General features: G+C 43.2%; 11 protein-coding genes. All 11 read right to left on the bottom strand.

Annotated elements, in window-relative coordinates:
• Positions 1-35: 35 nt before the first annotated feature.
• Positions 36-971 (bottom strand): carbon-nitrogen hydrolase family protein, encoded by a 936-nt coding sequence (locus T7867_RS01895; RefSeq protein ID WP_068219117.1) that lies wholly within the window; start codon positions 969-971, stop codon positions 36-38.
• Positions 972-975: 4 nt separating this feature from the next.
• Complete coding sequence (locus T7867_RS01890; protein ID WP_084375623.1) at positions 976-1,743, bottom strand: DUF6503 family protein; 768 nt, start codon at positions 1,741-1,743, stop codon at positions 976-978.
• 322 nt (positions 1,744-2,065) lie between these two features.
• Positions 2,066-2,785, bottom strand: a complete 720-nt coding sequence (locus tag T7867_RS01885) for a heavy-metal-associated domain-containing protein (protein ID WP_068219119.1) — start codon at positions 2,783-2,785, stop codon at positions 2,066-2,068.
• Positions 2,786-3,268: 483 nt separating this feature from the next.
• Positions 3,269-3,832 (bottom strand): AraC family transcriptional regulator, encoded by a 564-nt coding sequence (locus T7867_RS01880; RefSeq protein ID WP_068220762.1) that lies wholly within the window; start codon positions 3,830-3,832, stop codon positions 3,269-3,271.
• A gap of 66 nt (positions 3,833-3,898) precedes the next feature.
• Complete coding sequence (locus tag T7867_RS01875) at positions 3,899-4,360, bottom strand: DUF3347 domain-containing protein (RefSeq protein WP_068219125.1); 462 nt, start codon at positions 4,358-4,360, stop codon at positions 3,899-3,901.
• Between the two features lie 19 nt (positions 4,361-4,379).
• Complete coding sequence (locus tag T7867_RS01870) at positions 4,380-6,140, bottom strand: efflux RND transporter periplasmic adaptor subunit (protein ID WP_068219128.1); 1,761 nt, start codon at positions 6,138-6,140, stop codon at positions 4,380-4,382.
• Between the two features lie 2 nt (positions 6,141-6,142).
• Positions 6,143-7,351, bottom strand: coding sequence for a hypothetical protein (locus T7867_RS01865; RefSeq protein ID WP_068219131.1), 1,209 nt, complete (start codon positions 7,349-7,351; stop codon positions 6,143-6,145).
• The gene (locus tag T7867_RS01860; RefSeq protein WP_068219134.1) at positions 7,348-8,583 is read right to left on the bottom strand and encodes a TolC family protein; all 1,236 of its coding nucleotides are present in this window, start codon (positions 8,581-8,583) and stop codon (positions 7,348-7,350) included. The genes T7867_RS01865 and T7867_RS01860 overlap by 4 nt, the downstream gene beginning before the upstream one ends.
• Positions 8,580-9,311, bottom strand: coding sequence for an acetolactate decarboxylase (locus tag T7867_RS01855; RefSeq protein ID WP_084375624.1), 732 nt, complete (start codon positions 9,309-9,311; stop codon positions 8,580-8,582). The genes T7867_RS01860 and T7867_RS01855 overlap by 4 nt, the downstream gene beginning before the upstream one ends.
• On the bottom strand, positions 9,308-13,045 hold the full coding sequence (locus T7867_RS01850; protein WP_068219141.1) for an efflux RND transporter permease subunit: 3,738 nt from the start codon (positions 13,043-13,045) through the stop codon (positions 9,308-9,310). Before T7867_RS01850 ends, T7867_RS01855 begins: the two co-directional genes overlap by 4 nt.
• A gap of 196 nt (positions 13,046-13,241) precedes the next feature.
• Entirely contained in the window at positions 13,242-13,652 is a 411-nt protein-coding gene (locus T7867_RS01845; RefSeq protein WP_157717573.1) for an HYC_CC_PP family protein, read from the bottom strand.
• Positions 13,653-13,738: the final 86 nt, after the last annotated feature.

Raw genomic sequence — 13,738 nt, 5'->3', positions numbered from 1 at the left:
AACCAATGGGCCGAGATCGTAGATTTCGGCTTTTTTTATTTTCTAGTTTGATTAATGCTCAAATCGAACACATCATTTCTCTGATAGTGACCAGTTACATCCAGAGCCATCTTTTCCTCAATACAGCGGGTTAAGTCCACTTCTTTCACAAAAACACCCTCCTTGTCCCAAATCGGCTCCATTATATAGTGCCCGTCAGGGCCAACAATACAGCTGCCACCGTTCAGCAACATGTGCTCGGGTTTGTCTTGGAGTTCTGTCGGTAGGTTCAGTTCTTTTGGGATGTCTTTTACTCTCATAATCTGACCTACTCCAACAGCGTAACAGCGCCCCTCAAAAGCGTATGATCTAGTGGCTATTTGCAGCATCTCATGAACCTTCGGCCAAACAGCCACATGAATGTGCTCTCCTGAGTTGTGCATGGTTTGGCGAGTTAAAGGCATCCAATGCTCCCAACAGATTAAACCGCCAACTCTACCAGTGCTAGTTTCTACCGCCTGAAGTCCTTTTCCATCACCTTGGCCATAAATAAGCTTCTCGGTGTAGGTTGGCATTAGCTTGCGGTGGTGGTTTGCTAGCTCACCCTTTTGGTTCCAGGTAAGCAAACTGTTATAGATAGTACCGTTACCAAGTCCAGAATTTACTTTTTCATTGATGCCCATAACAATGGAAAGGTTGAATTCTTTAGCCCAATGGCCTATTTGGGCAACCTCTGGTCCAGTAATATCTAAACTGTTTTCATAAGTTCTGGCGAACACCTCCTTGGTGGGTTTAAAATCCCACTTCGCGTATTCATCGCAGTAGTCAATCCAAGCTGGATAGCCAGTAAACCAAGTTTCTCCAAATGTGGCTAACTGAGCACCTTGTTCCGCAGCTTCTTTTAGCAGTGACTCTACTTTAGCAAGTGAATCGGCAACGTTTAGATAGGAAGGTGCGGATTGTACAACCGCAATTCTTGGTTTCTTATTCATTTGATCACTTTATACTAATTGCTACACCTTCGTTAATTATTCGAGAGAGTTCTTCTAGCTCTCCATTCTCATAAAGTTCGCTGATGTTATTGATGTCCATAGATTCATCTTCAGGCTTGAAGTTGATGTAATCTTGAATCAACACATCATTAACTCTTCTCGGATTAATAGCCTCTCTAAAGCGCATGCCGCCACCATCGGTGTGGTAAAGGTAGGCTAGGTAGTCCATGCTGTAGTCTTCGGTGTCGAACCAGTAGAGAAATACATCATCAAAATCCTCTCCACCGCCAGATTGCTTGAAGGTTACCCGGATTTCATGATAGTCTTTTCCTTTGATGCTGGTAGTTCCTTGGTACTCTTTAATTACCGCTTCATCATTCAGCCCAAATGGCAATCGAAAGAAATAAATTACTGAATTCACTGAGCGTGAATAAGCGGCTCTCTTTTCTTCTTCTAATTCAACTGAGTCTCCATTGATATATCGAGTTAAACCCTCGTTAGTTAGAACATCATATACTTCTTGGTCAATAGAATCTGTTTGTGTTCTGGTGTATTTGTAAAGGCCGTTCTGGAGGCTGTATGTATAGCTCATATCACGAAAAGTCAGGGAGAATTCAGCGTGATCAAGCTGTTCCATGCCATGATGGGAAATAGATTTGTCTACTATGTCTTGAGCCTCTGATTTCGGTGGGGTTTGCTTGTCTTCTTTTTGTGGGGAGCTACATGAGATTAAAAGAACGAATAATAAGAAAAGTACAACTCGGTTTTGCATAGTTCAATTTATCAGAATTACAGCCGAAGTTAACGATAAGTTCAATGTGAATTCAGCTTCTGGGGTCTAATTGAAAGATAACCGACACTTTTGGAATAGGCATAAAAAAACCATCCCGATCTCTCGGGATGGCCAATAAACACACACAATACCAGAGGATTGGAACCTCCAGGTCTCTTTAATTTCTTTTGATGCTTCGAAGTAATACTAAAAAAATGTTACCTGCAAGCGATTTGGTATATAAACTATAAAGTAGATGTTTTGGTTTCAAAGATTCTAAAAATAATTCAAAATACTTTGGAAAAAAGATTGTGATGCTGATTTAGAGTAGCATCACAGCGGCCATTGCCACCATGGTAACATCTTCAATTATGGTTACTTTACTCATGGGTAAATTGAAAACATCACCTAGGCAGGCACATTTTATTTTCTTCTTATCTAGGTTGCTTTTGATAACTCCAATGGAACTTGCCCCTAAAACTATAACAGTAATGAGGTTTGTAGTTGTTGGGTAAATGTTGATTAGATATGCGATTCCGAGGGCCAATTCTACAAATGGATAAATCTTTCCCCAATGGCTCCATTTTTTAGCTATGATGTCATACATCTTGTAACTGTTAGAAAAGCCTTGAATGTTTAGCAGTTTGAAGAATGAGAACACAATAAAGAATCCAGCCATAAAGTGTCTCATCCATAGCCTTCCATTAAATGAATCAAATGGATACTGTGTCAGAGTACTAATAAGAATAATGAAGAAGGCGATTAGGAGTAGAGGCTTGTAGGTTGAGAAAAAGCTTTTTTGTTCTTCTTCAGGTTTGATGGATGAAATGGGCTCTTGCCTAACAATCTGATATTTCGAATCTCTTCCAATAGCATCCTGAATCTCAGTTTCAGAATAAAGAGCATCTGAGTCGATTATGGTTTTGCCATTGGTCAAGTCAATTTCAACAGATTTGACTCCTTTTAATTTTTGGATGTTTCGGGTGACTTTGGCTTTACAGCCTTCGCAAGTCATGCCGGTAATGGTTATTTGCTTTTTCATTGATGGATAATTTTTAAGCAAATGTCTCCTGTTACAGAGAGGGCTGCGTTACACTATTTCAGTCATAGCGTATGATATTTCGGAGTCTAAGTAACCAGAGTTCAATATAGGAAAGGACGTCATGCCGGAAAAATTGGCCTTAAATTCAGACTAAGCCTATTTTATCCGGCATCTCACCGACAGTATCCTTTAGATTCTGGGTGTTTTTCTTCGATGCTAAAAGAACTTATAAAGAAAAATTCCGGAATGACGGTTTGGGGTGTGTTATAAGGGTTTTCGAAAATTTTACATCGAACTCTGGTTAAGTAAGGTGAGTTCTACTTAGAGATAAAGAATTGATTACGGAGAGTGACTATAAAGTTCATAGTGGACTTTGTTTGATTTAACCCTAACTCTAAAGGGAAATGAAAGTCGTTTGAACAGCCCTTTGGGGAATCAAAGGGCCTGTTTGATCACTTTATGGCCACCTAAACCGAACTCAATTTAAACTCTATCTATTGTTCTTCTTTGGCCGAGATCTCGGAACTTAGATGGGGTAAGTCCTGTCACTTTTTTGAACTGAGCAGAGAGGTACTGGCCGCTGTTGTATTCCAGCAAATCGGCAATTTCTGCCAGGCTCATTTGGTCGTAAACCAAGAGCTCTTTCGCCTTTTCAATTTTCTGTAGGGTAATGTATTGGCCAATGGTCTTTCCTTCAATACTGGAAAAGAGGTCGTTGAGATATGAATAATCGAGCTGTAGTTCTCTGGTAAGGAAGGACGAAAAATTCTCATTACTTCCTTTTCTTCCGCTCTGGTGGTGGATTTCTCGAATGATTGCTGTTTTGATGAGCTCCACTTTTTGACTTTTGTCATCATCGAGCAAATCGAACCCCTTCTGTTTTAGTTCCGATCTGAGTTCGGTAAGTGCTTGGTTGCTTAGGTCGTCTTCCAGCTCAATAGACCCCAAATCTACCCTGCGGACTTTCAGATTGCCCGTTTCATTCAAAATCTGTTCAACCACCATTACACAGCGATTGCAAACCATGTGTTTAACAGAGAGTTTCATTGGTCTCTTTTTTCTGGGAGTATATAAGGCATGCCGTAGCTCAACCTCCGACATGCCTTTTATAGTTTATTGAATCACTTCTTCTACACTTCCGCAGTGAAGCATTAAGTCTCCAAAGTATGGATTGTTCACTTCTTCTTCAGCAGCTAACCAGTAAGCTCCTTGGTTATTGAAAGCCATTGGGCAGTACTGCTTGTAAAGTGGGGTTTCATTATTGTTGGCTTTCACTACTTCATACATTTCCATTGAAAGCGTTTCAAAAGCCTGACGCTGAATTTTTACATCAGAAGTATTGGCAATGGTTTCTAATGAGCTGTCCAGTTTCTGATTTGAATTGCTTTTTAAGAAAGCTTTGGCTGCTTTGCTCGCTTCTGCCGCATCGGTTTTCACCAGAGCATCTTTAATGGCCAGATAAGATTCTACCGGATTTGCAGATTCTGTTGCTGTTTCCTGTTTCGTTTCTTTTGCGCCAGATCCGCAAGAAGTAAGTATTAGAGTTAGTCCTAAAAGTGCTATTAGCTTTTTCATTGTACAGGTATTATATCGATTAATTGTTTTCTATGGTGTATTCTACATTTCCACAGTGGAGCATCATGTCTCCGAAATATGGATTGATAATTTCTTCGTCCATTGATACCCAGGTGGCTCCTTTGTCATCATTAGCCATTGGGCAATACTGAACGTAAAGCATGTTTTCTCCTGAGTTGCCAAATGAGTCGAGCGCATTGATCAGTGCCTTAGAGAGGTTGATAAACTGAAGTCGCTGCTCGTCTCTATCGTCAGAGTTGTTGATTTTTTCTAGGCTTTCTTCCATGGGAGTCAGCAGTGCCATCCAGTGGATATGAGCATCACCCTGAACCAAACTCATGTCTACCTTGGAAAGTGACGCTTTCACCTTTTCTGCCTGGTCTCTGATTGGTCGTGCATTGCCTTCTACCATGGCATCTTTGAGAGGAATGTAGGCTTTGGCCACAGCGTTAAGCTGATTTTGGAAAGCCTTTGAAGTGCTAGATTTGAAATCATTAACCTGAGGAATTTCAACCTCTTTGAATCCCGTTTCGGGTGACTTACTATTTGAAGATGGGGTCATCATGCTGATTTTACCCTTGAGCTGAGACTCAGCATCTAGTGTAAAGGCTCCGTTGGTTACCACTTCTTCTCCTGCAGATAGGCCTGATAGCACTTGGTAATTATTTCCTATAGCTTCTCCGAGTTCTACCTCGCGGAGCTCAAAGCTATTTTCATCGTCTGACTTTACGTAAGTGACTGATCTTTTGCCTGTCCATAGTACGGCAGACCTCGGTATGACTAGATCTGCATTTTGAGAGGTGCTCAATTGGGCCTTAATGAACATGTCTGGCTTGAGTGTTTCGTTGCGGTTTCTTACATCGGTCCTTACCTCAATAATTCTGCTGTTAGCTTCAACTGAAGGTGAAATAAAGCTAACGGTAGACTCATAAACCGTTGGACTGCCATTCGGTTTGAATTGAATCTTATCTCCAATTTTCACCTTGCTCAGATCCTTTTCATACACTTCAAATACTGCCCAAACCGTAGATAAATCGGCTATCTGGTAAAGGGTTTGCCCTTGCATAAGGTGGGCACCATTATTAGCGAGCTTTTTGGTAATTACTCCATTGTAATTTGAGAGCAGATCGAAGTTTTGCATCACTTCTCCAGACTCCTCAATCTGTTTGATCTGTTCATCAGTGACTTTCCAGTACTTGAGCTTTCTGCGTGCAGCTTCAAGCAAAGTTGGGTTAGTGTTCGAAAGCTTTTTGGCTTCAAGTAACTCGTTTTGGGCAGCCACTAATTCTGGAGAATAAATAGAGGCTACTCTTTCACCTTTTCTTACATATTCGCCCTCAAAGTCTTTGTAGAGCTTTTCTATTCTTCCTGGGAAATGGGTGGTTTGAGATTGAACTAAACGTTGGTCAGCTTTTATCCGGCCATTTAGAACCAAAGTGGCATCTGCATTGAGGCTTCCCACAGTTTGAGTTTGAATATTGGCCAGCGCTATTGCCGAATTAGACATTTTCAAAACCCTCGGATTGTCGTCTTGGGCGGCATCTGCTACAGGAATCAAATCCATGCCACAGAAAGGGCAGGAGCCAGGCTCTTCTTGCCGAACTTGTGGGTGCATAGAACAGGTCCATAGGCCTGCTTCGTTATGCTCACGACTGTGTTCAGCAGAAAGAGATTCTGCCTGATTTTTAGCGCTGTTTCCGCCAAAGAGAATCGCGCCAAGGGCTAGTCCTATCACTAGTGTTCCCAGCACGGTGTATATCGTTTTTTTATCCAGTTGCATGACTAGAAATTAATTTTTGCTGTTTTTATCATCGATTGATCACCGGCCTGAGTCCAGGCCATGTAGACATCATCACCATTGCTGGTGATTACCGGAAAACCACTGGCTCTTTCGGCTGTGGTTTCTGCCACTGTCATTTTGTTAATCAGTGCGCCTGAGTTGTCGTATTCCGCTAGCATAATGGAGGCTTTTTCATCAGCATTGTCCATCCAGCTTACCAGTACATGTCCGTTGTTTAGAGTAGTGGTTCCAACCCTTCCACTCGTATTCACTTGGCTTACCATCACAGGTTCACCAAAATTGGCACCACCATCTTTTGAGAAAGCTAGTTTCACTTCTGGCGTTCCGCCTTTAGCCATAAACCATGCTACGGCTACATTATTCCCCTTGGCTGTAACCGAAGGGCCATTCACTGGGCAGGCAGGCATTTCCCACAACTCTACCATTAATGGTTTGGGTTGAGTCCATTCACCATCTACCAATCTCACTACCGACATATCCCTGATTTCGTTTTTAGATCGGTCTCTGTAAATAACCACTATGCCCTCGTCTGTCTGAGCTGCTGTGGTTTGGCAACAATCACAAACCCTGTCGTCTAACTCCCATTCTTCCAAAGCATTTCCATTCTTATCGAAAATAGCTGCTCTCAAAGACATTGGTCCACCACCATGGCCGCCATGACTTTCTTCTCCTTCCACTTTGGTGTTTCTGCCATCTAACCAAGTCATAAATGTTCTCTGGTCAGAAAGGGGAAGCATGGTGACGAAGCCATGTTCTGCGGCAATTCCATCTGTATGTGGAATAAATGAGTCGCTCCACTCACTACCGTTATTGGCAGACATCGCTACTCGCACATCATAGTCGAAAGTGCCTTTGTCGCTTTTCTGCAACCAATGGGCTGCCATGTGGCTATTGTTCTCAATTACCGATGGAAAATCCGCCCAGTTGACAAACCAATTGTCGCCTTCTGCTATCAATTTCGGTGCTCCCCATTGCTCGTTCTCCAACTTGGTAAAGTAGAGCTTGGCTACCTTTTCAGGAGTTCTTTCAACATAAGAAAGGAAGGTTTCTCCCTTGCTGTTGGTGAATAGTCTTGGTAGGCTGCTTGGGTTATCAGTTTGTAAGACAATTTCCTGAACCGGTTGAGGGGGCTGATCTTTGCATGATGCTAAGAGCGCCATGGACAAAACAATTGTTAGTAGTTTTTTCATGGTTTGATAGTTAAAAAGTTTCCGGTTAAATATCTCTTTTGAAGCCAGGCCTGATGCTGCTTGGTCATGGCTTTTACCTGAGCTATTTGAAGTTGTAAGAGCTGCTGCTGTGTCATTAGCAGTTCTTCAAAATTGCTGCTGTTGTTGCTGTACTCACTGGTGAGCACGTTAAGAAGGGAACGCGTGTTTCGAATTTCCCTCTCATAAAGTTCTAATTCCCTACTTGAAGTGCTTTCTAAGTACTCCGCTTTTACCCATTGATTCTTGATGTCGTTTTGAATTCTCTCATTTTGAAGGGATAGACTTTCTTTAACAAGCTCAGTCTCTTTGATAAGCGACCTGTTCTTTTTACCGAAAACGGGTAGGCTCAACGATACCATAGGCATGAGTGCATCTTTACCGTTATCTGCCATCGTCATATCCTTGCGCTCACTGATCAGAACATAGTCTAGGCCTACACCAATGTTGGGTCTACGTTTCAATTCTACCAGTTTCAATTGAGTATCTGCTCCAGCAATGTCCTTCTGATTGGCCTTGATTTTCGGGTTATTCGCCAATGCAGAATCAAGACTGGAAGTGATAGTGTGCTCGGGCAATGGATTGCTAATATCTACCTCGCTGTCTACAGAGCGGTTCAAATAAGTGTTGAAGTCGCTCACCAAGGGCTTTCTCTTTAGTTCAAGCAGCTCCAGGTTGGTAGCGGCATCCTCAATTTTAATCTGAATCCGAATCAGATCGGCCAATGAAGTTAGGTTAGATTCGTACTTGGTTTTGGCTATTGGTTCGTAAGTTTTGAGCAGTCTAAGGTTTTCCCTCTTTAGCTCAATCTCTTGTTCCAGTTCGGATAGCATCAACCAGGTTTCCGAAACCTTGAGGAATAGGCTGTTTCTGGCCTCTTCGAATTCAGCAAATCTGGCTTCAGCCATTTTTACCGCCAAGTCTTCTCGTGCGGAGTTGGTGCCCATCCATGGGAACATTTGGTTCAGCGAAATTCTCAATCTTTGCGCCCCCACTCTGGTCTCAACCGGAGAAACAAAGACTCCAAAGCTGACTGTTGGATCTGGCAAAGCACCTTGCTGATCTACTCTTTCCAGAGCTGCCAGGTACTGGGTGAACTTGGCTTTTAGTGCAGGATTGTTTTCAGCAGCCAACTGCCAATAATCTTCCAGCGACTGTGCCGAAAGACCCATTGCCGTAAAGCTTAGAATGAAAAGTATTACATATTTCTTCATGGCTGTGCTGCTTTAGGTAAATAAATCTTCCAGTTCCCATCAATTTGAAGGTCGTCTACATGTCCCATGAGTGATCCATCTGCTGTTATGAAGTGCAGATGTAGGAAACTCCCATGATGGGTGAAAACGCCCTGATGGTTCTTCGAATAGAAGCCAATAATTTCCACCTTCTGACTTTCCAAAACTCCTGTTCTTCCTGACTCTTTGTAGGCCTGATGGTTCTGTTCTTCGGCCAGTGAGGCATTAATAATATGCCAGTTTAGGATTTTAGGATTGGCTTCAATTTTAAAAGGGATTACATCGTTGGCATTTAGGTTGGATGTCTCAGCCTGATCTTCAATCACTGACTCTAGCGATTTCAGATCAACCGTTTCATTCATTTCCACTTCCTGCCAATCCTCTACTTCAGTAGTGACTAAAAGTGCTGCCCCAAAAGCATTTGAGTTTTGAACCAGAATGCTATCAGGATTAGCAACTGATGTAATCACTTCACCTTGAGTGATGAGTATTTCGCCTTGCAAGCCTTCCATGGCCCCAAGGCCATAACTGTTCTTGCCTAACTGCAAATCATTCAGGTTTACCCTGGCCTGCAACTGATTTTGCTGCATAATCTCTATTAGCTTTCCATAAACTTGATAGGAGATTTTTACCGACTTCTGTTCGCCTTGACAACCAAGGAGAAGGAAGAAAGCCATAAGCGTTATATGTCTTTTATTGATCGATTTCATTCTTCTTGATATTTCAACTGTATCTCTTTGTAGGAGGCGTAAAGCACAGGAACTACAAAAAGTGTGATCAAAGCAATGAGCATTCCCCCGAAAGAAGGAATAGCCATAGGTACCATCACATCGGAGCCACGGCCGGTGCTGGTCAAAATAGGTAACAAAGCCAGTAGTGTAGTGGCTGTAGTCATTAAACATGGGCGAACTCTCTTCTTGCCTGCTTCGATTACTGCCTCTCTGATTTGTGTTTTATCATTTGGTTGGTTTTCTCTGAAAGACTGACCCAGATAAGTTGCCATCAAAACACCATCATCCGTAGCTATTCCAAATAGCGCGATAAAACCTACCCAAACAGCCACACTAAGGTTGATTGGGTGTATTTGAAATAAATCTCGCAGGTTAGTTCCGAATAGGTTGAAATTCAGGAAGCCGTCCTGGCCATATAGCCAAAGCATAAGGAAGCCGCCACCAAAAGCAACTGCTACACCACTAAACACCATTAGTGAAACAGGAACTGATTTGAACTGGAAGTACAAAATCAAGAAGATGATGATCAGCACAATCGGAATTACAATGCTCAGCCTCGCTTCCGCCCTGATTTGATTCTGATAGCTTCCGGCAAATTCATAGGAAATTCCCGCAGGTAATTTCAGCTCACCAGTCGAGATTTTTTCATCGATGAGCCTTTGCACATCTTGTACTACCTGCACTTCTGCTTGCCCGGCTTGCTTATCGAAAATCACATAGCCCACTAGGAAAGTGTCTTCGCTTTTGATCATTTGAGGCCCACGGGTGTATTCAATTTCAGCAACCTCACTCAAAGGGATGTTTCTGTTTCCAGCTATTGGAATAAGGATGTTGTTTAAAGCCTCCGGATTATCCCTCAACTCTCTCGGGTACCTCACACGGATGGGATAGCGCTCTCTGCCTTCAATAGTTGTGGAGAGTTTCATGCCTCCCACCGCTACTTGCAAATAGTCCTGAACCTGAGAAATGCTCAACCCATAACGAGCCAGGTTGTCTCTTTTCAGATTGATGAGCAGGTAAGGTTTACCAACTATTCGCTCTGCGAAAACCGCCTGTGCTTTTACCGAAGGCACCTGTCTTAGAATGTCTTCCAACTCCAGTCCAAAGGCTTCAATAGTAGCTAAATCAGAACCTTTCACCTTAATGCCCATTGGCGCACGCATACCGGTTTGGAGCATCACCAAGCGGGTTTCGATAGGCTGAAGTTTAGGTGCTGAGGTTACACCCGGAAGGGTAGTGGCCTTTACGATTTCCTGCCAAATATCATCTGGCGACTGAATTTCGTCCCTCCATTGTCTGAAGAATGAACCGTTTTTATCTGGAACCAGGTCGCCATTTGAATCTCTGATGAATTCTCCATCTTTCACTTTGAATCTGAGCCTGCGGCCATTTTCATCTGTTTTATATTCACTTTTGTAGTTGATCACATTCTCGTACATGGAAATAGGAGCAGGGTCGAGCGCACTTTCAGTTCTTCCAAATTTGCCCACTACAGATTCAATTTCAGGAATGCCGGTAACAGCCATGTCGAGCATTTTGAGCACCTCTTTGTTTTGCTCAATGCCAGCATGAGGCATAGAGGTTGGCATCAAGAGGAAGGCTCCTTCGTCCAATGCTGGCATAAACTCCTTGCCAATTCCAGGCAGGCTGTGGTTTAGTTTTGAGTAGAGTTTTGTAGTTCTTGTTTCTTCTCCAAAAGCCTTAGGGATAAAGCCAAATACCTTGTCGAAACCTAGCCAAATGGTTATCCCGAAGAGAACAATGAAAGAAGGAATAATCAAGAAGAGCTTTCGGTTGTTTAGCGTCCAGTTCAGCAAAGTAGGATAGACATTGATAAAGAGGCTAAATACGCCCAAGGTGAAGCCGATGATGATAGCGACAAAGAGAAAATTCAACAATGAACCTCCTTGTACCCCTAAAGGCATCCATTCTTCAGCCAAAAGAATGTTAACAGCCAAAAGCGCGATGACTAGTGTAGAATGCTTTAAATAGGAACTCGTTTTCGGTACATAGATTTGAACGAGGTTGCAAATGCCTATACCAATGAGCACAAATGCGGCAAGTGCCTGTCCATTAAATAAGGCAATCGACCCGACAAGCATCGTTATGGCATTCAGGATGATTCTGAAGTTTTTGTTTTTCGGTCTGAAACCAAAGAACCAGTAAGCCAAGGTTGGTAGAATCAACAGCGCTACCAAAATGGAGGCAATCAACGCGAAAGTTTTGGTAAATGCCAATGGGCGGAAGAGCTTCCCTTCTGCAGCTTCCAAGGTAAATACCGGAATGAAACTGACCACCGTTGTCATCACTGCTGTAATGATGGCAGGTGCTACTTCTTTGCTGGCTTCGAAAATCAAATCGACCAGCTTTTGGTCTTTTTTCATCTCCAGATGTCGGCTTACGTTCTCGGTGAGCACAATCCCCACATCTACCATGGTTCCGATGGCAATGGCAATTCCCGAAAGGGCTACAATGTTGGCGTCTACTCCAAAATACCGCATGGCAATAAAGCACATGAGTACAGCTATGGGCAAGAGTGAGGAAATGAGAATGGAAGCCCTCAGGTTCATCAGCATGACAATCACTACCACCACCGTGATGATGATTTCAAGAGTCAGTGCTTCCTCTAAAGTGCCAATGGTTTCCTGAATTAGCTGGGTTCTATCATAGAAAGGAACTATGGTGAGCTTCGATTCAGTGCCATCGGACAAAGTTTTTGAAGGCAGGCCAGCAGCAATCTTCTCAATCTTCTCCTTTACATTCTGAATCACCTCCATGGGGTTCGATCCGTATCTGGCTACCACCACACCGCCAACCGCTTCTGCTCCTGATTTATCTAAAGCTCCTCTGCGTGAAGCGGAGCCAAGCGAAACAAAGGCTACATCCTTCACCCTAATTGGCGTGTTGTTGACGGTTTGGACAACTGCATTCTCCAAGTCTTCCAGACTCTTTACATAACCCAAACCACGAACTAGGTACTCAGCCTGGTTGATTTCCATGGTTTTGGCACCAATGTCTCGGTTGCTTTCTCGAACGGCCTTGGTAATTTCCATCAGCGTGACTCCAAAACCCTTCATGGCTTCCGGGTCGATATCTATTTGATATTCCTTCACGAAGCCACCAACTGAAGCCACTTCAGAAACACCAGGTGCCGAACTCAGTGCATACTTCACTGTGTAATCCTGCACAGAGCGAATCTCCTGAGGATCCCAACCGCCAACAGGGTTGCCGTTTTTATCCCGTCCTTCGATGGTGTACCAGAATATCTGGCCAAGAGCCGTTGCATCAGGGCCAAGGGAGGGTTGAACGCCATCGGGAAGTAGGTTCTGAGGCAAGGCACTGAGTTTTTCAAGAATTCGGCTTCTGCTCCAGTAAAACTCTATGCCATCTTCGAAAATGATGTAGATGGAGGAGGCTCCAAACATGCTGGAGCTTCGAATAGTTTTCACGCCCGGAAGCCCCAATAGAGTGGAGGTAAGCGGGTACGTGATTTGGTCTTCTATGTCTTGGGGTGAGCGACCTGCCCACTCTGTAAATACTATTTGCTGATTCTCTCCAATGTCTGGAATGGCATCTACGGGCACAGGGTCTTTTGGCAAATTTACCTGCCAATCGAATGGTGCCGTTACCAGCCCCCAACCTATGAGAATGACCAAAAGCAAGAAGGTCACCAGTCGGTTGTAGAGAAAGAACTTAATAAGGTTATTGATCATTTTTGTGGTTTTACAATCCTGTAATGAATGTGAAGGTACTCGATTAGGAGTACTGAAGGTGCTTGTAAAACTGTCATTGCGATCCCGATTCCCCGATATTTTGGGGCGGGAGAAGCAATCTGTCAAGGTTAATTGGGAGATTCCTTCGTCATGAGCTCTATCGAGTTCATTCCTCGGAATGACGTGCTTCTACACCTTAAGACTGTAAACCAGAAGGGATTTTGAGATTGTGGAAGAAAATGTAGAGTTCGGGTCGATGAATATCAGGTGGGCCAGTATTCTTTAGTTCAACCTCATCGTCCTGATCGATTATCAAAGTCACCAATTCTGAAAATGGCGCTTCGTATAAAAGATGGTAATTAGTGAATGGAGCGTCTTGAAATGCGGTCATCTGTTGCTCATCATCAACCACCTTTAGGCTCCATTGGTCATCACAACAATGATCCATGTCTGTGTGCATCTCCATACTCATGCCGCACTGCCTTTCCACTTTTTTGAAAAGTGCAGACTCCTTAACTCTACCCATGCAAAGGTGCTCTCCGAACAGAACCCCACTACTTGTGATGAAGTAAACGGCTACGAATAATATGGTTAGCGTTCTTTTCAAGAGTTAAGTTTCTCGAAAGTAAGGAGTGAATAAAAAGAGGCCGTCTCAGAATTAACTGAGTCGGTCTTTTTTATTTTTAGTGGATT

The organism is Roseivirga spongicola, assembly GCF_034376045.1.
GTDB lineage: Bacteria > Bacteroidota > Bacteroidia > Cytophagales > Cyclobacteriaceae > Roseivirga > Roseivirga spongicola.
The sequence above is the reverse complement of the archived record's forward strand: the minus strand, read 5'-3'. Positions and strand labels throughout refer to the sequence as shown.